This window comes from Clostridium punense (genome assembly GCF_017874425.1).
In the GTDB taxonomy this organism is placed as follows: domain Bacteria; phylum Bacillota; class Clostridia; order Clostridiales; family Clostridiaceae; genus Clostridium_J; species Clostridium_J punense.
In genome coordinates this window covers 35,111-54,965 of the sequence record NZ_JAGGLL010000017.1, presented here as the reverse complement: position 1 = coordinate 54,965, position 19,855 = coordinate 35,111, and the positions used below count along the sequence as shown (strand labels likewise).

General features: G+C 31.5%; 26 protein-coding genes. All 26 read left to right on the top strand.

Annotated features, from left to right (window positions below; translation table 11 throughout):
* Position 1 precedes the first annotated feature (1 nt).
* Positions 2–268 carry a hypothetical protein gene (locus tag J2Z44_RS11610; RefSeq protein WP_021284937.1) on the top strand — a complete coding sequence of 89 codons (267 nt, stop codon included), beginning with the start codon at positions 2–4 and terminating at the stop codon, positions 266–268.
* Positions 268–984, top strand: coding sequence for a JAB domain-containing protein (locus J2Z44_RS11605; RefSeq protein WP_021284936.1), 717 nt, complete (start codon positions 268–270; stop codon positions 982–984). Before J2Z44_RS11610 ends, J2Z44_RS11605 begins: the two co-directional genes overlap by 1 nt.
* Positions 985–1,010: 26 nt before the next feature.
* Complete coding sequence (locus J2Z44_RS11600; protein ID WP_021284935.1) at positions 1,011–1,988, top strand: DUF3991 and toprim domain-containing protein; 978 nt, start codon at positions 1,011–1,013, stop codon at positions 1,986–1,988.
* 133 nt (positions 1,989–2,121) lie between these two features.
* Positions 2,122–2,433, top strand: a complete 312-nt coding sequence (locus J2Z44_RS11595; RefSeq protein ID WP_021284934.1) for a plasmid mobilization protein — start codon at positions 2,122–2,124, stop codon at positions 2,431–2,433.
* Positions 2,434–2,442: 9 nt separating this feature from the next.
* Positions 2,443–3,399 (top strand): relaxase/mobilization nuclease domain-containing protein, encoded by a 957-nt coding sequence (locus J2Z44_RS11590; RefSeq protein WP_021284933.1) that lies wholly within the window; start codon positions 2,443–2,445, stop codon positions 3,397–3,399.
* 23 nt (positions 3,400–3,422) lie between these two features.
* Positions 3,423–5,582 carry a VirD4-like conjugal transfer protein, CD1115 family gene (locus tag J2Z44_RS11585; protein WP_021284932.1) on the top strand — a complete coding sequence of 720 codons (2,160 nt, stop codon included), beginning with the start codon at positions 3,423–3,425 and terminating at the stop codon, positions 5,580–5,582.
* On the top strand, positions 5,569–5,922 hold the full coding sequence (locus tag J2Z44_RS11580; protein WP_021284931.1) for an Mbov_0395 family pilin-like conjugal transfer protein: 354 nt from the start codon (positions 5,569–5,571) through the stop codon (positions 5,920–5,922). The genes J2Z44_RS11585 and J2Z44_RS11580 overlap by 14 nt, the downstream gene beginning before the upstream one ends.
* A gap of 44 nt (positions 5,923–5,966) precedes the next feature.
* Positions 5,967–6,197, top strand: a complete 231-nt coding sequence (locus tag J2Z44_RS11575; RefSeq protein WP_021284930.1) for a DUF6133 family protein — start codon at positions 5,967–5,969, stop codon at positions 6,195–6,197.
* A gap of 64 nt (positions 6,198–6,261) precedes the next feature.
* Entirely contained in the window at positions 6,262–7,098 is an 837-nt protein-coding gene (locus J2Z44_RS11570; RefSeq protein WP_021284929.1) for a conjugal transfer protein TrbL family protein, read from the top strand.
* Complete coding sequence (locus J2Z44_RS11565; protein WP_021284928.1) at positions 7,098–7,307, top strand: hypothetical protein; 210 nt, start codon at positions 7,098–7,100, stop codon at positions 7,305–7,307. The genes J2Z44_RS11570 and J2Z44_RS11565 overlap by 1 nt, the downstream gene beginning before the upstream one ends.
* Positions 7,308–7,346: 39 nt before the next feature.
* Complete coding sequence (locus J2Z44_RS11560) at positions 7,347–7,670, top strand: hypothetical protein (RefSeq protein WP_021284927.1); 324 nt, start codon at positions 7,347–7,349, stop codon at positions 7,668–7,670.
* A 6-nt stretch (positions 7,671–7,676) separates the two neighbouring features.
* Positions 7,677–7,943, top strand: coding sequence for a helix-turn-helix domain-containing protein (locus J2Z44_RS11555; protein WP_021284926.1), 267 nt, complete (start codon positions 7,677–7,679; stop codon positions 7,941–7,943).
* Between the two features lie 18 nt (positions 7,944–7,961).
* Positions 7,962–8,468, top strand: a complete 507-nt coding sequence (locus tag J2Z44_RS11550) for a prepilin peptidase (RefSeq protein ID WP_021284925.1) — start codon at positions 7,962–7,964, stop codon at positions 8,466–8,468.
* Between the two features lies 1 nt (position 8,469).
* A complete protein-coding gene (cpaB, locus tag J2Z44_RS11545) occupies positions 8,470–9,246 on the top strand; it encodes a Flp pilus assembly protein CpaB (protein ID WP_021284924.1) in 777 nt (258 codons plus the stop codon).
* Positions 9,247–10,050, top strand: a complete 804-nt coding sequence (locus J2Z44_RS11540; RefSeq protein ID WP_021284923.1) for a hypothetical protein — start codon at positions 9,247–9,249, stop codon at positions 10,048–10,050.
* Positions 10,050–11,408 carry a CpaF/VirB11 family protein gene (locus tag J2Z44_RS11535; RefSeq protein ID WP_021284922.1) on the top strand — a complete coding sequence of 453 codons (1,359 nt, stop codon included), beginning with the start codon at positions 10,050–10,052 and terminating at the stop codon, positions 11,406–11,408. The genes J2Z44_RS11540 and J2Z44_RS11535 overlap by 1 nt, the downstream gene beginning before the upstream one ends.
* Positions 11,395–12,336, top strand: a complete 942-nt coding sequence (locus tag J2Z44_RS11530; RefSeq protein WP_021284921.1) for a type II secretion system F family protein — start codon at positions 11,395–11,397, stop codon at positions 12,334–12,336. The genes J2Z44_RS11535 and J2Z44_RS11530 overlap by 14 nt, the downstream gene beginning before the upstream one ends.
* A gap of 14 nt (positions 12,337–12,350) precedes the next feature.
* Complete coding sequence (locus J2Z44_RS11525) at positions 12,351–13,223, top strand: hypothetical protein (RefSeq protein ID WP_021284920.1); 873 nt, start codon at positions 12,351–12,353, stop codon at positions 13,221–13,223.
* Between the two features lie 50 nt (positions 13,224–13,273).
* Positions 13,274–13,642, top strand: coding sequence for a DUF4320 family protein (locus J2Z44_RS11520; RefSeq protein WP_245353257.1), 369 nt, complete (start codon positions 13,274–13,276; stop codon positions 13,640–13,642).
* Positions 13,633–14,187, top strand: a complete 555-nt coding sequence (locus tag J2Z44_RS11515; protein ID WP_021284918.1) for a hypothetical protein — start codon at positions 13,633–13,635, stop codon at positions 14,185–14,187. The genes J2Z44_RS11520 and J2Z44_RS11515 overlap by 10 nt, the downstream gene beginning before the upstream one ends.
* A gap of 160 nt (positions 14,188–14,347) precedes the next feature.
* Positions 14,348–14,890, top strand: coding sequence for a DUF6550 family protein (locus J2Z44_RS11510; protein WP_021284917.1), 543 nt, complete (start codon positions 14,348–14,350; stop codon positions 14,888–14,890).
* Positions 14,891–14,956: 66 nt separating this feature from the next.
* A complete protein-coding gene (locus J2Z44_RS11505; protein WP_021284916.1) occupies positions 14,957–16,684 on the top strand; it encodes a DUF8193 domain-containing protein in 1,728 nt (575 codons plus the stop codon).
* Positions 16,685–16,699: 15 nt separating this feature from the next.
* Entirely contained in the window at positions 16,700–17,074 is a 375-nt protein-coding gene (locus J2Z44_RS11500; protein WP_021284915.1) for a DUF3846 domain-containing protein, read from the top strand.
* A gap of 10 nt (positions 17,075–17,084) precedes the next feature.
* Entirely contained in the window at positions 17,085–17,756 is a 672-nt protein-coding gene (locus tag J2Z44_RS11495) for a hypothetical protein (RefSeq protein WP_209649585.1), read from the top strand.
* 55 nt (positions 17,757–17,811) lie between these two features.
* Entirely contained in the window at positions 17,812–18,018 is a 207-nt protein-coding gene (locus J2Z44_RS11490; RefSeq protein WP_021284912.1) for a hypothetical protein, read from the top strand.
* Between the two features lie 2 nt (positions 18,019–18,020).
* On the top strand, positions 18,021–19,853 hold the full coding sequence (locus J2Z44_RS11485; protein ID WP_021284911.1) for a VirB4 family type IV secretion system protein: 1,833 nt from the start codon (positions 18,021–18,023) through the stop codon (positions 19,851–19,853).
* Positions 19,854–19,855: the final 2 nt, after the last annotated feature.

The window sequence follows — 19,855 nt, the reverse complement described above, 5'->3', positions numbered from 1 at the left end:
GATGAATAAACAAAGGAGAATTAATCTAACAGAGTATAAATATATAAGTTCTTTGCTTGGACAGCTTCTTGAGCTGGATATTGATACTGAAGAAAAAATTACAGGATACATTGAAAACTTTGGGGTAGATAATTTCCTAAATGATATTGAATTAATGGATTTACCTTATGATGTATTAGAAAAACTTGAAAGCTTAGAGCAAATTATTGAAGCTTTAGATGATGAAAAAGAGATGCTTAAAAATGATAAGAATGGGGGTGCTATTTAATGAAGAATATGCCACACACAGAAAATTTTCTAAAAGGACTAACTACATTAACAGGTATTCCTATGAAAAAAATTAAAGAATATGCAAAAGATAATAGTCCATTTAATATTTTAGAGCATCCACGTATTATAGAGCCTAATGAAAAACAGCTTCAAAAGATAGGATTACTAAATGAATTTATAGCTTCGTATAATTTGTTAAAATCCCATGAAAGCGAAAATAAAATAAAGATAACATCACCAGAGCAAGCAGGAGCTTACTTTGTACCCTTACTTAGTGGTAAGAAAGACAAAGAAAAGTTCATGGTTGCTTTTTTAGATTCAGGAAATAACATTATTCATTCAAGTGTAGTATCGGAGGGAACAGTAGCACAAGCAGTAGTTTATCCAAGAGAAATATTAAAGCAGGCTTTAGCTTGTGATTGTAAATCAATGCTTATAGCCCATAACCATCCAGGAGGTTCAATAATGCCATCTAATGAAGATAAAAACATGACACAAAGGCTTGTAGATATATTTCATCCACTAGAAATTAGAATACATGATCACATTATTGTGGCAGATACAAAATATACTTCAATGGCAGAAAAGGGATACATGCCAAGCAGTGCACAGGCAGGAGCAAATTATGAGCCTTTTGAAATTGTAGAAGCTACAAAGGAAGAAGAAATAGTTTATTCTATGGATATTGAAGATGAGGAATTGGAGCTTGAATAAATCATGGTATAGGAGTGATAGGGTTTATGACAAGAGAAAAATTGAGATTTACAGATGAACAAATTGCTCTTGCAGATAGTGTAAATATTATAAGCTATGCCGAAAGCATAGGATATGCAGTAAAACAAGTTACTCCAAAATCCTTTAAAATTCAAGGTTATGGTGGTTTATATATTCATGGTAATGGTCATAAGTGGAACTGGTTTTCTCAAAATAAAGGTGGTGGAGCAATTCAATTTGTTATGAAAATGGAGGGCAAAACTTGGGTAGAAGCGATAAAAAAGCTACTTAATATAGATAATGAAGTTGTAAGGTATGCACCACCTAGAGCTGAAAATATAGAAGAAGAAAAAGGAGAATTTATTTTACCAGAAAAAAATAGCACCTTTAAGCATATATTCGCTTACCTAATAAACACTAGAAATATTGATAAAGAAATAGTTTATGAATTTGTGAAAAAGGATAAGCTTTATGAAAATAAACATGGAAGCTGTGTTTTTGTAGGCTATGATAATGAAGCACAGCCTAAATATGCTAGTGTAAGAAGCACCAACACTTCAGGTAAATCCTTTAGATGTGATGTAAAGAATTCAGATAAAACTTATCCGTTTTGTAGGTTTGGAACTAATGATACAGTATGTGTATTTGAAGCTCCTATTGATCTAATGAGCTATTTAACATTGATTAAAAAGCATAATATTAAAGGTTTTGAAAGCCACTGTATTTCTCTTGGAGGTGTCGCTGATAAAGCTCTTGAATATTATCTTAAAGAAAATCCTAATATAACTAAAATAATGCTCTGCCTCGACAATGACGAAGCAGGGCATTTTGCATGTCAGCAGATAAGAGAAAAATATAGGGATAGGTACAAGATAGTAAGACATTTGCCACAAGGTAAGGATTTTAATGAACAGCTTATAAATATGGGTAAATCATATGTGGAAACTACAGAGAATACAGCACCACATGTAGTTGCAGAAGATGAATTATTTATTTCTCAATGACCTAAAAGGCCAAAGTCAAAGCCTATGGCTTTGGTGAGGGCAAGCTTCCTATTGGTATAGCCAATAGCTTGTTAAGAGTGGGGAATCCCCACGCCCCTTTTTAAATAAATTCTTTGCAGCAAGGAGGGAATGGATGAGAAAAAGAAACCTACAGACCAACATTAGAATGACAGAAAATGAAATGGAACGGATAAAGAAAAAGGCTAAAAGTGCAAATATGACTTTTAGTAATTACGTTATAACTTCAGCACTAAATAATGAAATTATAGTTATTGATGGAATAAAAGATTTTACTCACCAGATTTCAAAGGTAGGTACAAATCTTAACCAACTTACAATGCTTTGTCATCAAGGAAAAATAAATTGTGCAGATATAACATCAGTAAATAAATTGTTAAATGATTTATGGGAGTATTTAGTTTCTATAAGGAAACGTAAAAAGTAAGGTGAGAAAATGGCTGTAATAGAGTTTATTAATGCTTCAAATAACACCTATAAAGGAATGAAAAGAGCCATTAATTATATTAAGAATCCTATTAAAACTGAACCACATTTAGTTGGTGGAAAAGATTGTAGTCCGGATACTGCTTTTAATGAGTTTGTAATGACTAAGCAAAACTTTAAAAAGGAAACTGGAAGGCAGTTTATACATTTTGTACAGTCTTTTTCACCACATGATAAAGCTACTCCAGAAGTAATAAATGAAATTGGGAAAAGACTTTTAGAACATGAAGCCTTTAAAGATTTCCAAGTTGTATATGCTACTCATACAGATAAAGAACATTTGCATAATCACTTTATCATTAATTCTGTAAGTTTTACTACAGGACGAAAATGGCAGCTATCAAAAGAGCAATTAGAAAGCTTAAAGGAATATTCTGATGAGTTATGTAGAGATTATGGACTTATTATTGTTGATGGAGCTAAAGGAAACCATAGAAATAGAGGAGAACACAGGGCTAAAGATAAAGAGCAAAGTTGGAAGTATGAGCTTTTCTTAGCAGTAAGGCAATGCAAATGGGGTAGTAGAAGTAAGGAAGAATTTATTGAGAATATGGAAAAGCTAGGTTATAAAGTGGATTGGAGCGATGAAAGAAAATATATTACTTTCACTACTCCTAACGGTAAGAAATGTAGAAATAGAAAGCTGTATCCACCAGAACAATTTACTAAAGAAGCACTTAATAAAGCTTTTCAATTAAATGAGCAGCAAGCAACTAAAAAACAGCTTCAAGCAAAAATGGAACTTTTATTATCTGCCATTCAAATGTTATCTAAAGAGGATACCAACTATAATCAAGGACATTATCCTTTAACATCTCTTGAAGGACAGGCTAGAAAGGAAAGGGCTATTGAGGAAACTAAGGGAAGGGGATTTGATTGGGATAAAGGAAATGGAGAAGCCAGATAAAAAATAAGAAATGGAGTGATACCTTGAAATCGAAAAAGAAAAAATTACTTATTTCCTTGCTGATAATAGTTGGAGGGCTATTATTTAATGCTTATTTTTCAACAACTGTATATTTGTTACTTACAAAGAAAATAACAACTTTACAAATATCTAATTTTAAATATTGTTTAGCAAGCATGGCGTCAAGTAAAGAACACTTGATGCTTTTTTTATGTCTAAACGGCTTTGTAGTTTTATTTGCAATATTTTTCTTTGTAGCAAATAACAAGCCTTATCAAAGTGAATTAAAACAAATAACACCTAAAATCTCTACACCAGTATCAGCAGGACAAAAGCAGTTTGGTTCAGCAGAATGGCTAAGTGAAAAAGAGAAGGATTCAGCTTTTGAAAGCTTTATTCTAAATGTCAATGAAAGCACAGTTAGAACATTGATTAAGCAAGGCTATGATGACTTGCGTGAAATTATGAAGGGAAGTGAATGTAAAAATGAAAGAGAAGAAGGTAAAGAAAAACAAGAAGAAGTTCAAGAAAAATCAACATTGGGAAAACAAGAAGGAAATGATGAAAACTCAAATGAAACCACCCAAAGTATTTGTAAGTGTTACGAAGCTCTTTTACCACAGGGTGGTGTAGTACTTGGTTATAGAAAGGAAGGTGGTAAAGAAAAAATATTTTTTATTGGTGAAGATGTTCACAGTTTATGCATTGGTGCAACTCGTTCAGGAAAAACAAGAACAGTGGTACTTCAAAGTATAGGAAATATAGCACTTGCAGGTGAAAGTATGGTTTTGAGTGATCCTAAGGGAGAGTTATATCAATATACCTATCCGTTTTTAGAAAGGTTAGGATATGAGGTTATTGCTATAGATTTTAAAAATCCATTAAAGAGTGATAGATATAATTTCTTAGAGCCTGTAATTGAAGCAGTTGATAACAAGGATATTGCAAAAGCTATTGATGCTACATGGGATTTAACTTCTCAACTTGTAGGTGAGCCTAAAGGTGAAAGAATATGGACAGATGGTGAAGCAAGTATTATTGCCAGTGCCATTATGAGTGTTGTCTATGACAATAGAGAAGGGAAAAATCGAAAATATCAAAATATGACCAATGTTTATTATTTTATTAGTGAAATGTGTAAGGTTGTAGGAAACTCAATGCCTATTGTTGAGTATGTAAAAAAACTTAGCCCTACACATCCTGCAAAAGCTTTACTTGCTATATCAGAAGTTGCACCAAGTAAAACAAGAGGAAGCTTTTATACAGCAGCTCTTACTACGTTAAGGCTTTTTACTAATCCACTTATAAATTCTATGACTAATGTAAGTGATTATAATCCAAAGGAAACAGGAGATAAGAAAAGAGCCATATTTATTATTCTTCCTGATGAAAAAACAACTTACTATTCGTTAGCAAGTTTATTTGTATCACAGCATTATATAGAACTTGTAAAAAGTGCAGATGAAAGAGGCGGTAGATTAAAAAATAGAGTAAACTTCTTGCTTGATGAATTTGGAAATTTTGCTCAAATACCTGATTTCTCAAATAAGCTTACCGTTGGAGGGGGTAGAGGAATTAGGTTTAATTTATTTTTACAAAGTTTTGCACAACTAGATGAAAAGTATGGAAAGGAGGTGGCTAAGACAATAAAGGGCAACTGTGAAAATTGGATTTATCTTCAGGCAGATGACCTTGAAACCTTAGATGAAATATCTAAGAAGTTAGGCAATTACACAGTAGCTACTTATTCATTAAGTGCTTCCCATGGAAAATATAGTACTCCATCAAGTTCACATAGTATTAACCTTACTCATAGAGCTTTACTTACAGTTGATGAAATAAGACTTATTTCAAGACCTTATAGTTTAATTACATCAAGAAATAATCCTGCAATTATGTATTCTCCAGATTTGTCAAAATGGCAATTAAATAAAATCTTTGGGCTAGGAGATAAGGAGCATAATCGAAAGGTAAGAGAATTAAGGGAAAACAGAAGGAAAGTAAGAAGTGCAAGTATGGAAGAGATGGAGCTGTGGGGAGTATGGCTTTATTACACAGCTAATGAGCAATTAGGTATTACAAAAAATTCAATAACGGGATTACAAGAAAAGGTTGCTAAAGCTCAAAGAATTAGCTATGTAGCAGGAAACGAGAAAGGAGAAGATTATTTTGAAGAAGATTAGAAATTTTTTAGAAAAGACAAAAGAAAAAATATTACTAACTATATTATCAGTTTATACAGTCAGTATGATTTCAACACCAGTTTATGCAGCAGATGATGTTAAGAATAGCCAGATTGTAAAAGGTACAGAAAAATTAATTAATGATACTACAACTTGGTTAATGGTACTTGCTCCTGTACTCGCAGGACTTTTAATTATATATTTTTGTGTTAGAAGAAGTGCAGCAGACGAGATGGATCAGAAAAAATGGAATAACAGAATTGTGGTAGCAATTGTTTCATGTATTGGAGCAGTTCTAGGTTCGGCAACATTAAATCTTATTGTAGGTTACTACAAATAATTAATAAAAAATTATAATAATCAAATTTATGGAGGTATAACAATATGAAAAATTTAGTATTAAGAACACAAATAAAGGCTATGAATATGGTAGGAAAGGCAAAAGAAGCTCTCACAAGCAAAAGCGGTGAGGGCTTTGTTGATACAGCAGTAAAAATTTTAATGTCTGTAGTAATAGGAGCATTAGTACTTGGAGGACTGTATTTATTATTTAAAGACACAGTTCTTCCAACACTAACTCAAAAAATTAAAGATATGTTTAACTTCAAAGGTTAAGATAAATCCATTTAAGGAGCTTATGATATAAAACGTAAGCTCCTTAAAAATTGGAGGTGATGATGTGGAATATTTATTAGTGCTTTTAATTGCAGGAATATTAAGTGGTTGCCTTGCTTATGTAAATTCATTATTAAATGATTTAGTACCTATTGCTTTACATGCAGAAAGATATATGGATACAATGCTTGGAACTAATGGTTTGACAGAAGTATTTAATATTTTCTTTGGTTTTGGTGTCTCACTAATAGTGCTGAAATTTTTAAAGAAAGGCTTTGAGCAATATATTCTTTGGATAGAGGGTGATGCAGATGCAGACCCTATATTAATGCTTACAGGATTTTTTAAAGCGTTAGCAATAGCTGTAAGCTTTCCAACTTTATATGGTTGGCTAGGTAAAATCATTGAAGATTTAACAGATAAATTGATAAAGGCAGTAAGTAAAGGAATGGTAACAGATTTTACAGCTATAATTAATGGAATATCAAGTGCAGGGCTTTTTACAGCCATTATTTCACTGATATTTTTTATATGTTTCTTCCTTCTATATCTTCAATTTTTAATGAGAGGAATGGAGATATTAATACTTCGTGTAGGTCTTCCAGTAGCTTGTGTTGGCTTATTAGATGCAGATAATGGTGTATTTAGGACATATATTCAGAAGTTTTTCCAGTCAACTTTAGCAGTATTAGTACAAATAGTTTTAGCAAAAGTTGGAGTGGCGTTAATGCTCAATACTCATGTGTTTTGGGGAGTAGCAGCTTTAATGCTTGCAATAAAAACACCGAAATTCTTACAGGAATTCATTATTGTATCAGGTGGACATGGAGCAGGAGTTATGGGCAATGTTTATCAATCAGTAAGGTTAGTACAAATGGCGAAAGGAGCGTTTAAAAAGTAATGGATTTAGTAAAAGAAATGGCAGATGCGTTTGTAATGCTCATTAGAGTAGGTGCAGGATTAAGAGTTGTTTACTGTTTTATAAGAATGGGTGCTTCTGAGGATGAAAGTTCTATGTATAAAAAAAGAGCAAAAAATACATTGATATTTTATATACTTGCAGAAAGTATATGGCAAATTAAGGAGTTGGTACTGGCATATTATAGTTAAAAATATGATTTGACATTATATAGTTTGGGAGGTGTTACATTGGATAATTATGAAAAAGAAACCCTATATATTCCACTAGGTCTAAAGACAAAGACAGAAATCTTTGATGGCTTTGGTAAAGAAGAGTTGTTTCAAGCTATTCTTGCTACATTAGTAGCAGGAGTAATTGATGTAATTGTATATATGTTGACTAAGAGCACCGCATTTTGTGTGGTGTTTATTTTATCTTCAATTGCAGGTTCTGTAATGATGCTTACAAAGGACAAAACTAATATTTCTGTTGTAGATCAGCTGAAATTTATGATTAAGTTTGCTAAATCACAGAAGAAATACCAATATAAATATCTTGATGAATGGAGATGAAGATAGATGAATGATGAATTGGTAAAGTACAAGTTAACAGGCACATTAAAGACAACTATTGCAGGTAAACTTATATATGGCTTATTGTGCGAACTTGCAGATTCTGATGGAAAGATTCAAGTACCTATAAAGAAAATTAGTTATACATTAAATATAGGTGAGAACACAGTAAGGAGGAATAGTCATAGACTTGAGGAAAAGGGGTATATAGATATTAGGAAGATTTATCATGATGATGGTGGAAGAGCACCTAATATTTATATTATCAAGTAAAGGAGAATTAAGGGATGAATGAAAAAGTCAAAAATATTAATGATTCTTGGAGCAATACTTACAATAATAAGTTTAATAGGGTTATTTAAAGCCTTTGATGATACTAATTTAATCGTCAAGGGCTTTTTTTACGCCTTAATTTTAATTTATGCAAGCTATAAGGACTCAAAAGAAAAGATTATTCCAGATAAAATACATTTAATGATTATTGCTATTAGCTTGATTAAAGTGAATTTTATGATTGCTATTATGGGATTTATTATTGTTCCACTACCATTTTTTATAACAGCATTATTAAAAGGAGATGGAATAGGTGGCGGTGATATAAAATTCATGGCATCTAGTGGATTTCTATTAGGAGTGAAGGGAGGGTTTATTGCAAGTATTATAGGACTTACTTTAGCAGTAGCTATCAATTTCATTTATTACAAAATCAAAAATAAGGATAAAAATATATCTTTTCCATTAGCACCTTATTTATCTATAGGGTGTTTTTTATCATTTTTAATTACAGGAGGATGTTAAGATGAGAAATTTATTTAGAAATAGAACAGTAGTAGGGCTTACAGCAATTGTATTATCACTTTTAATTTGCGTTGGAATTACACCACTTTTTAATAATGCATTACAGTCTAAAATATCAGTTGTAAGAATTGTTAAGGATGTTAAAGCAGGAGAACAAATCACATCAGATAAGATTCAAGTTGCAGAAATAGGTGGATATAACTTACCAAATACAGTTCTGAAAAATAAGGAAAATGTAGTAGGTAAATATGCAACAGCAGACTTGTTTAAAGGTGATTATGTATTAAATACTAAAGTAGCAAATAGTCCACTTGCAGAGAATAAATATCTTTATGGACTAGATGGAAATAAACAAGCCATTTCAATTTCTATTAAAAGTTTTGCAGCAGGATTATCAGGAAAGCTTGAAACAGGGGATATTATTTCAATTATTGCATCTAACTATGGTGAGTTTAGAGAAACAATTACACCAAAAGAGCTTCAATATGTAAGAGTACTAGCAGTTACAACAAATAAAGGGTCAGACAAAGAATTTACAGATAATAAAAAGGATGACAAAGAACAAGAACTTCCATCCACAGTAACTCTTTTAGTAAATAAAACACAAGCAAAACTATTAGCAGAATTAGAGGAAAAGGGCAAAATGCATGTATCACTTATTTATCGTGGTAATGAAGAAACAGCACAAAAGTTTATAGATGAACAAGAAAAGGTTATAAAAGATTCTAGTGGCAATGCTGAAACTAATACTGTAAAACAAGTTCAGGGAGGAATGTAAATGAAGAGTAATCAAATTCTTGCGATATGGGGGAATCCCAATTCTGGGAAGACAATAACAAGTATAAAGATTGCAAGAGAGTTAGCATTAAAAAAGAAAAATGTAATTATTGTAATGTGTGACACACTGTGCCCTGAATCTATGATAGTTTTGCCTAATGTTAAGGTAGAGAAAAAATCACTAGGAAGTTTATTATCAGCACCTACTATTAGTCAGGAAGATATTTTATCTAAGTGCATTACTTTAGATAAAAATCAGTATATAAGTATTCTAGGATATGAGCAAGGTGAAAACATATTTACCTATGCTCAGTATTCAAAAGAAAGAGCTAATGATTTATTTATATTACTTAGGCATTTAGCAGATTATGTAATAGTAGACTGTTCTAGTGTTTTTACTTCTGATATTTTATCAACGGTGGCACTAGAAATTGCCGATAAGGTTATAAGGCTTAACGGTGCAAATTTAAAAGCTGTGTCCTATTTTGATTCTTATTTACCTTTATTAGCTGATAGAAGATTTAATATAGATAACCATATTAAAGTCTTATCAGATGTGAAGTACAATGAGCCGAAGGAGCAGATAAAAGAAAAATATCATGGTATAAAGTATGAGTTACCACATCTTGAAGAAATAGCAGAACAATTTTTATGTGGTGAGCTTTTTCAGGGTTTAAAATCAAAGGAAAAGGAAGAATACAATACAACAATTAGAGAGGTAATAACCTTGGTTTTTGATGAAAGCTTTGAGGTGAAAAAGAGCTCAGGGCGAGTGTTACCATGGTTCAAGGGAGGAAAGAAGTAATGAACAATGCTGCTTTGTTTTTTAATTCAGGACAATGCATTAAGGAATTTCCTGATATATTACAAGAGGTACAAGAGTATATTTCAAATAAATACTCAACATTGATATCAGATAATCCAGAAGAACAAAGGGAACAGATTAAGTCCTATATATCTAAATATCTTATGGATTATTCATTAGGGGTTAGAGATTTATCTTTTGATGAACTTGTAGAAAAATTGTATTCAGAAATGGCGGAGTTCTCTTTTATTACTAAATATCTGTTTAGAAAAGATGTAGAGGAAATAAATATAAATCAGTGGAGAGATATAAAAGTTACTTATACTAATGGTCAAATATTACCCACAAAAGAAAAATTTAATTCACCAGAACATGCCATTGATGTTATTAGAAGATTACTTCATAAATCAGGTATGATACTCGACAATTCACAGCCTGTAGTAAGAGGACATTTATCTAATAAGATAAGAATTACTGTGTTTGGTAGTGGAGTAATAGACCATGATAAAGGGCTTGCAGTATCTATTCGTATTGTTAATCCTCAGAAGCTTGCAAGAGAGGATTTTATAAGTAATGGAACAGCCACAACAGAGATGCTTGATTTCCTAAGTATCTGCTTAAGATATGGTTTAAGTATGTGTGTTACAGGTGCTACATCATCAGGAAAAACGACTTTGATGAGCTGGTTGCTTTCAACTATTCCTAATGATAAGCGTATTTTTACTATAGAAAATGGAACAAGGGAATTTGATCTTGTAAAAGAAGATGAAGAAGGAAATATTATAAATAGTGTAGTTCATACTGTTACAAGGTATAGCGAGGATAAAAAACAAAATATAGACCAAGAAAAGCTACTAGAAAGTGCTTTAACCTCTAATCCAGATTATATATGTGTAGCAGAAATGAAAGGTGATGAATCTTTTTCAGCACAGGAAGCAGCAAGAACAGGACATGCAGTTATTACAACAACTCATGCTAATTCATGTGAAGCCACATATTTCCGTATGGTTACTTTATGTAAGATGAAATATGATATTAATGACGATACATTATATTCGCTAGTAACGGAAGCTTTTCCAATAGTATTCTTTTCAAAAAAGTTAGAGGATAATTCAAGAAAGATTATGGAGATTACAGAGTGTGAAATATTGCCAGATGGTAAAAGGCAAATTCACACTCTTTTTCGTTATAACATCAAAGAAAATAAAGTTGTAGATGGAAAGTTAAAAATAATCGGTAATTATGAAAGGGTAAATAACATTTCAAAGAGCTTGCAAAAAAGACTGCTTGAAAATGGGATGCCTCTTAATATCCTTGATACTTTGTTGAAAGAAGGTGATAGCAGTGACATTACTTAGTGTAATAGCATTTTTAGGATTAGTGGCAGGAAGTTTTATACTTCTTTCCATAAATCCATTAGAATTTGCAGAGGCTATTTCAAAAATATTTAAAAGCAAAGAAAAAACACTAAAAGAAAAAGTTATAGAAGTTACTAAGAAGAAAAAAACAAAAGGATTAAAGCTATTAATAGAAGAAACAAAGGATATTTTACAAGCTACTAATAAGAGCAGTAAATTTTCAATACTTTGTGTGCTATCTTTTGCACTATTAATTTTAGGAATGATGGTAGCTATTTCAATGAATAACTATTTCCTAATACCAATACTTGCAGGAGGGTTTGCACTACTTCCATTTTGGTATATTAAGTTTACAGCTACTTTTTATAAAAAGCAGTTAAATTCAGAACTTGAAACAGCCTTATCGGTGATAACAACATCTTACTTAAGAAGTGAAAGTATAATTACAGCAGTAGATGAAAACATCACGTATATTAATCCACCTGTAGCAGATGTGTTTAAAAGTTTTCTTACACAAACCAAGCTGATAAATTCTAATATTAAAATGGCTTTAGAAAATCTAAAACCTAAGATTGATAATGACGTATTTAGAGAATGGATTGACGGAGTTATAGCTTGTCAAGATGATAAAAATTTGAAAAGCACCTTAACACCAATAGTTGTAAAACTTTCGGATATGAGAATTGTAAGTGCAGAACTTGATTATCTTTTATATGAACCAATGAAAGAGTTTATAACTATGACAATACTTCTCATAGGAAATGTACCACTGATGTACTTTTTAAATAAATCATGGTATCAAACTTTGATGTTTACTACTATAGGTAAAGCAATACTTGCAATATGTATTTTGGTTATATTTATATCATTAGCAGCGGTAATTAAACTAACAAAACCAGTTGAATATAGAAAAGTTTATAAGGATTAGAGGGGGGTGAGATTTTGTTAAATATATTATTTGTTTTTGTATGCCTATTCTCCTTTGGAACCTATATGATTTTGGCAGATTATTTTAAATTACCAAGTTATAAGGCTTCTAAAGTTGTTTTAAGCATCAATAAAAGGCAAAAGAAAAAGACAAAAAATATAGATGTATTCATTTTAGAGATTTCAACTAAGATTTCTAAGTACATCAAAATAAATGATTATAAAAAGAAAAAGATGATAGCAAGTTTAAAGTCAGCAGAAATTAATTTATCACCAGAAACTTATATAGCAAGAGCTTATGTTAAAGCAGGAATGGTACTTTTAAGTATTATCCCTGCTTTGATTATTTTACCTATGATAAGTCCAGTAATTTTATTTTTAGCCATTGCAGTTTATTTTAAAGAAATGAAAAGCGCTGATGAAGCAGTAAAAAAGCAACGGGAGGAAATTGAGTATGAGCTTCCAAGGTTTGCTTCTACTCTTACTCAGGAGTTAAAGGCAAGTAGAGATGTTCTTTCAATATTAGAAAACTATAAACAAAATGCAGGAAAGAGTATGAAAAGAGAATTAGAAATAACTGTTGCAGATATGAAATCAGGGAGCTATGAAGCAGCTCTTACAAGATTTGAAACAAGGCTTGGAAGTTCAGCATTATCAGAGGTTGTAAGAGGATTAATTAGTGTACTTCGTGGAGATGATGGAGTAGTGTATTTTCAGATGTTGTCCCATGATTTAAAACAGTTAGAGCTTCAAAGACTTAAAGGAATAGCAGCAAAACAGCCTTCTAAAATTCGTAAATATTCATTTGCAATGCTTATATGTTTTGTCTTAATGTATCTTGGAGTAATGGCAGTTGAAATTGTTAAAACACTTGGAAATATGTTTTAGGGGGTGGCAAGGTGAAAAAACTTCTTAAATGCAAACGTGGGGAAGGTTACATGGATACAGTTGTTATTGTTATAGCTGTTATGTTTGTTATTGCTTTTGCAGTAAAGGTATTTCCAGTATTTATTGCTAAAAATCAGCTTAATAATTATGCCAATGAAATTATTAGAACTGCTGAAATTTCAGGAAGAGTAGGAACAGAAGTAACTACGAAGGCAAATCAATTGAATGAACAGTTAGGTATAAAGACTAGTATTTCATGGAAAGCGAATTATATAAGTGGTACAAATAAGGTGCAGCTTAATGATGAAATGGCAGTAACAGTATCAAGTACAGTAGACATAGGATTTTTTAGTTTTGGTTCTTTTCCTATTGAACTTAAAGCAAAGGCAACAGGAAGGAGCGAAGTATATTGGAAATAAAAGATTTTAGAAGGATATTGAAAGAGAAAAAAGGAAATGCTTTGCCACTTGCTTGTGCCATAGTTATGTCACTAATACTTATATTTAGTGCAGTATCGGAATACATGAGGCTTCAAATAATTGCAAAGGGAGTAAGGGATGCACTTCAAACCTCAATAATATCTGTTGCAACACAGAATTATGATGATGTATATAACGGACTTAGAGAAGGTTACAGTGGAGGATATACATTATCATCGTCAGATAAATGGGAAAGCAAACTTGATACAGGTGATGTATATGCATATCTTGATAATCTTTTAGGATTACAAAAAGATGGAGTATATCATATTAAAATTACAGGAAAAGAAGCAGAATACAAACTTTCAGCGCTAAAAGTAAATATTATAAATACTCCTTTAGCACCAACAAATCCTAATGGTTTACAGAAATTTGAGTCAGAAGCATATATTAATCTTGAAGTACCATTATCTTTTGGATGGGGGATGTTACCTCCACTAAAAATTAACTTAAAAGTTAAGGCTGGGTATACACCTAAGTTTTAAGTTAATAACATATCCACAGTAAAGCTTGTGGACAAAATGTGAATAAATAAAAAGATAAATTTTAAAAAAAGAACTAGACATTTTGATGAAAGTATGTTTATTTTTTAACAAGCGTAGAAAAACACGTTATGTTATAAAAAAAATAAGGGAGGTAGTTTTCATGAACAAATTTAATTTAAAGGTAAAGAAAAATATTTTGGTATCAGTTCTCGTGGTGTTAGTTATAGGTTTAGGAATGGTATTATTAGCTTCTATTACGAAAGAGCATAATGCTAAAGATGCTCAAGCTTTGGTAAAGGATAATAAATCAGTAGATTTAAAAAAGGATGATACAAAAGACAATAATTCATCACAAGTTAAAGTTCCAGTAATAGGAAGTGATGAAAAAATGGAAAAACCTACTGAGGATAAACAGTTAGATACAAATAGTGAAACTCCAAAGAAAGCGGATAAGGTTATTAAACCTGAACCACCAAAAGAAAAACCAAAAACTAGTGATGATGTAACAAATAAAAATAAAGTTCCAACATATCCAGAAAAAGAAGTGAAACCTCAATCTCAACCTCCAAAGGGTGGAGAAGCTAACAATAAAGGACAAGGAAACTTCCCAGGATTCGGAACAGTTGAAGACGGAGGAGCAAATAAAGGAGAAAACGTAAATTCTAGTGGAGATATAAATAAACAGGTTGGACAAATGGATTAAGGCTTATTAAAATATATTTTAAGAGTATGGCAAAAAGCTGTACTCTTAATTTTTTGGAGGTGTTTTATGAGGAGAATAACAGCATTTTTACTTTGTATAATGCTAATAGTAATTTCTATTCCCAAAAATGCTTTAGCCACAGGAGATGGGAATTTTGATGGTGGTGGGGGTGGAATGGGAAATGGTACAAGTCAAAACTTTTGGAATCCAGGTAATGATGGGGTTAGAGTAACAGTTATTAGAAATAGTGATAAAATGCCAGTTACTACACCAATTGATTTATCAAATAATAACCAGCCATCTAACATTGGTCACTTTGGTAAAAAGAGCAAAATTCAATATGTTAATGGTGCTACATTATCTCCAAAGATGAATGGATATGTGTACTATAAACCTTCACAGCCAATGCCAAGAATAATAGGTTCAAGCAGTTACAGTATAAATATTGAAGCTACTAAAAAGTATTTTTGCTCAGAGTATGCAATAAGGTTAATTGCAGATATTACAGGTATGAAATATGATAATCTTATAAACGGTGATTATAAATTACTAATAGAACCTATAGCATATATGACGTTTCAAGGTGTTTATATAGCTATGACTGCACATGAAGCAGCTTTATATGATGAAAAATTAGGTGGAGGCTTAAGAAGCAAGATGGTAAGTTTATCTCATAAAAATTTACCTCTTGCTTTATTTTTGCAAACTTCTGATTTAGGTTTTCCTGCATGGACAGGTGCAAATAACCAAAAAGTATCTAATGCACAGATAAAGGCATATTTAGGGCTTGGAGTTATACGTTTTGGTGAAGCTGATAAAGGAGTTGTTATAGATACTAATTATTATGAATACAGATGTGATACTGATGTTATTTCTTCAATAACAGTAAGTACACAAAAAAGACGTACACCAGATAGTCCTGTATCTGTAACTTTTAGAGTGAATGGACAAAATTACACAGTTAATAACATTTATATTCCAGAAGATGAATCTCAAAAAGTTTGGTTTAAATGGCATACTCCATTAACACCACAAACACTTAATATTGATGTTAGTGTAAGTGGAGCATCAGCAGGCAGAGCATCTATTACAGCAAAAATTGTTGATTTAAAAGAAAATACACCACCTAATCCAACAGCTTATGATAAAAATAATAATTTTAAAATTCCAAGCATTCCAAGTAAAGCTCAAAAGACTTCTGCAATATGGGGAGAATGGGATTGTTATTGGGAACCTAAGTGGGAATGGGAGGCAGATTGGAGTTGGGTTAGTAATGGTAGTGGTGGAGGACATTGGGTTGATAATGGGCATTGGGTAGATAGAGGAGATTGGAAATATAGATGGATAAGCTATAATGCAAATCTTTCAGCTAATATAAATGTTCAGCCTGACAGCAAAGTTCCTACAGCTTTATTAAAAACAATAAAATCTGGCTATGGAGTAAATGTAAATGTATCAACAAATTTAAGCTCTAATGCTCCAAGTTCAGCAATAACAGGTGCTCAAAATGTAATATCCTATTATCCAGAATTTAATTATCAAAATTACAATAGAATTTTAGAAAAAATGTCAGCAGGGTATTCTGCAAGCTTTAAGCTTAAAAGTAATAAATACTCAACTTATAATCAAAGAGTACACTTTACACCGATATGGTATCCAGATGGAACATATAATGTGTATTCACAGGTTATTGACACTTGGACACCAGATGGAATGCTATCTATAAACTTAAATGATTATGTAAATATTAAAGGCAGCTTATATGATGATTGGCATATAGCTCCTAAAAATTAAAGGAGATGGAAGAACGTGAGAATATTAATAATTGAGCCACAAAAAGTACCTTATGAAGCAGAAATTATTAAAGATTTAGCTTCAATGCAAAAGATAGTTGAAGGATTAATTCAAGCTGTTGATTTAGATGAAAATACAAGTCTTGTATGTAATGAAGAAGGAAAATTAATAGGATTAGAAGGTAATAGGCGTGTTGGCAGAGATATTATTGCTGGCACGTTTTTTCTTTGTGGATTTAATGAGGAAGGAGAATTTACATCTTTAAATGATGAGCAGATAAAAAAGTACTCAGAAAGATTTAAAGAACCAGAACAATATGGCTTTTATGATGTGAAGGAAGTAGAAACAATAGAAGTCATGCCTTGGGATGAAGAAGAATTTGAACTTTAGGAGGTGCAACATGAAACCTATTATACCAATTATTATGATTATAGTTTGTTTAACTTTAGGAGGAACTTTAATTTTTCTAAAAAAAGATAAGAGAAAATGTAAAGATGCTTTAAATAAAGATGAGCATACAGCCAATGAGTTTGTAAATGTAAAAGATATTAAAGACCGTTTCCTTTATACAAGGGACGGTCAAATTATTATGTATATAAAAATTAATCCTATAAGTATTGATTTGTTTTCAGAAAGAGAAAAGAAACAATTAAACAAAACACTTACAGCGGAGCTTTCTAGTGAACAGAAGCCTTTTAAATTTCTTGCTGTTTCAAGACCAGTAGATATTTCACCACTTATTAATGAATATACACAAATAATTTCAAGTACATCAGACCAAAAGCAAAAGGATTTATTAAGAAATGAAATGCTTGTAATGAGTAATTATGCTTTATCAGGGGATGTAGTAGAAAGACAATTCTATATCATGCTCTGGGAGAAATATGAAGAGGGAGTAGAAAGAGATCTATCTAAAAGGTGTTATGAATTTGTATCAAAATTTGAAAGTGGAAGTATAGGTTGTGAAATATTAAAAGAGCAAGATATAGTAAGGCTTTGCAATCTTGTTAATAATCCTGCCTATTCTAACATTGAAGATAGCGAGTTTAAGGCTACTATTCCGTTGTTATAGAAAGAACAATAATTTAGTTTAAATAACAAACTTAAAAAAGTGAGGAGGAATTAGCATGGCGTATATAGACAATAGCTTTTATGGGAAAATTGATTTTTATTCCATGAAAGGTGCGGTTATGGAAACATTGTATTATTATAACAAAGAGGAATTTGATAGAGAAATACAAGAAAGTTATGAGATTGGGAGACCAATTAAACCTGAAATATTATCAGGGCATGAATATTTAGAGAGTGATTATGAGGAAGAAATGGAGTGGTAATAATGGTAAAAAAGAATACTAACACAGAGAATTTATTAAACAATGCACTTTTAAATATAATAACTCCAATGGGATTAGAATTTAAGAGAAATAGTCTTGTCATTGGAGAAAATACAGGTAAAGTTTATGGCATAGTAAAATATCCTCAGAAAGTTGATTATGGGTGGCTTTCTAAAATAACTAATATACCAAGCACCATTGTCAGTGTATCATTTACACCTATTGATAATGGTGCTTTTATTGAGAGTTTATCACGAAGTATTATTCAAAATCGTGGAGCTGCTGAAAGTGCAAAAGACCCTTTAGCACAGAAAAGAGCAGAAAGAGCAGCTTTAGATGGAGAAAAAATTATGGTTCAGATAGACCAAAATGGTGAAACAGTGGGATTACTAGGAATAACTATTATGCCAATATCTAAAGATGAAGAGGCTTTTAATAAAGTTTGCAGAAAGACAGAAAGCACTTGTGCAATGAATAAATGTAAACCAAGAACTCTTGCCAATTTACAAGAACAAGCTTTTAAAACACTCTCGCCGTTTTATACAAGTGACGAAAACATAGAGCAAATAGTATCAAGAATTATACCGTTATCCACCTTTGTAGGTGGATTTCCTTTTTCATCAAGTGGTTATAATGATGGGACAGGTTATTATTTTGGAAGAGATACTAGTGGTGGATTAATTGTTTTTGATACTTGGAAGCGTGGTAATGATAGAACCAATACTAATATGGTTATTATGGGGGTTGCAGGTGTTGGTAAAAGTACAGCAGTAAAGCATATAGCACTTTCTGAGTACATGAAAGGTACAAAAATAATTTTCGTAGATCCAGAAAGAGAGTATAAAGAATTGTGTGAAGCTCTTGAGGGCAATTGGATTAATGCAGGTGGTGGAAGTAACGGAAGAATAAATCCATTACAAATAAGACCTACCCCAATAGATGAGGATGACGAGGTTTATAAGGATGAAGGTTTTGGTATGGGAGATATGGCAATTTATATTAAGAATTTAGAGATATTCTTTAATCTGTATCTACCTTCACTTACTGATAGAGAAAGAGCTATATTAAAAGATTGTATAATTGAGCTATATAACAGCTTTAATATAACTTGGGATACTGATATTACAAAATTAAATAATGACGATTTCCCTATATTTTCTGACCTATATGAATTAGTAAACAAGAAAGCAAAGGCAAAAGAGAAAACACGCAAGGAAAGTGAACAAAATATATTCACTGACCTTGCTTTATTACTTAAAGATATTGCAATGGGAAGTGATTCTTTTTTATGGAATGGACATAGTTCTATTAAAACCAATACAAGATGTGTATGTCTTGATACTCACGATTTACAAAACACTAGTGATAATATAAAGCGAACTCAATATTTTAATATTCTTACATGGTGTTGGCAAGAAATGAGTAAGGATAGAAATGAGAGAGTTTTACTAATATGTGACGAAGCTTATTTAATGATTGACCCTAGTGTACCTCAAAGCTTAGTATTTCTTAGAAATGTAGAAAAAAGAGCAAGAAAGTATGAAGCAGGAGTTGCTATTATAAGTCATTCAGTTGTAGATTTTCTTGACCCACAAATTAAAATGTATGGTCAAGCTTTATTAGATATACCATGCTTCAAGATAATTATGGGTACTGATGGTAGAAACCTTCATGAAACAAAGGAGCTTTATAATCTCACAGATGCAGAGGAAGAGTTACTTGCAAGTAAAAAAAGAGGAAATGCTTTAGTTATGATTGGTTCAAAGAGATTACATGTAGTTTTTGAAATACCTGAATATAAGTTTGAGTACATGGGTAAAGCTGGAGGAAGATAAAA

Coding starts and splice junctions, on each gene's coding strand:
- J2Z44_RS11535 (WP_021284922.1), top strand. CDS start 10,050: ATGAACAATGCTGCTTTGTTTTTTAATTCAGGACAATGCATTAAGGAA.
- J2Z44_RS11565 (WP_021284928.1), top strand. CDS start 7,098: ATGGATTTAGTAAAAGAAATGGCAGATGCGTTTGTAATGCTCATTAGA.
- J2Z44_RS11490 (WP_021284912.1), top strand. CDS start 17,812: ATGGCGTATATAGACAATAGCTTTTATGGGAAAATTGATTTTTATTCC.
- J2Z44_RS11555 (WP_021284926.1), top strand. CDS start 7,677: ATGAATGATGAATTGGTAAAGTACAAGTTAACAGGCACATTAAAGACA.
- J2Z44_RS11550 (WP_021284925.1), top strand. CDS start 7,962: ATGAAAAAGTCAAAAATATTAATGATTCTTGGAGCAATACTTACAATA.
- J2Z44_RS11495 (WP_209649585.1), top strand. CDS start 17,085: ATGAAACCTATTATACCAATTATTATGATTATAGTTTGTTTAACTTTA.
- J2Z44_RS11505 (WP_021284916.1), top strand. CDS start 14,957: ATGAGGAGAATAACAGCATTTTTACTTTGTATAATGCTAATAGTAATT.
- J2Z44_RS11485 (WP_021284911.1), top strand. CDS start 18,021: ATGGTAAAAAAGAATACTAACACAGAGAATTTATTAAACAATGCACTT.
- J2Z44_RS11540 (WP_021284923.1), top strand. CDS start 9,247: ATGAAGAGTAATCAAATTCTTGCGATATGGGGGAATCCCAATTCTGGG.
- J2Z44_RS11575 (WP_021284930.1), top strand. CDS start 5,967: ATGAAAAATTTAGTATTAAGAACACAAATAAAGGCTATGAATATGGTA.
- J2Z44_RS11520 (WP_245353257.1), top strand. CDS start 13,274: ATGGATACAGTTGTTATTGTTATAGCTGTTATGTTTGTTATTGCTTTT.
- J2Z44_RS11510 (WP_021284917.1), top strand. CDS start 14,348: ATGAACAAATTTAATTTAAAGGTAAAGAAAAATATTTTGGTATCAGTT.
- J2Z44_RS11595 (WP_021284934.1), top strand. CDS start 2,122: ATGAGAAAAAGAAACCTACAGACCAACATTAGAATGACAGAAAATGAA.
- J2Z44_RS11605 (WP_021284936.1), top strand. CDS start 268: ATGAAGAATATGCCACACACAGAAAATTTTCTAAAAGGACTAACTACA.
- J2Z44_RS11600 (WP_021284935.1), top strand. CDS start 1,011: ATGACAAGAGAAAAATTGAGATTTACAGATGAACAAATTGCTCTTGCA.
- J2Z44_RS11610 (WP_021284937.1), top strand. CDS start 2: ATGAATAAACAAAGGAGAATTAATCTAACAGAGTATAAATATATAAGT.
- cpaB (WP_021284924.1), top strand. CDS start 8,470: ATGAGAAATTTATTTAGAAATAGAACAGTAGTAGGGCTTACAGCAATT.
- J2Z44_RS11590 (WP_021284933.1), top strand. CDS start 2,443: ATGGCTGTAATAGAGTTTATTAATGCTTCAAATAACACCTATAAAGGA.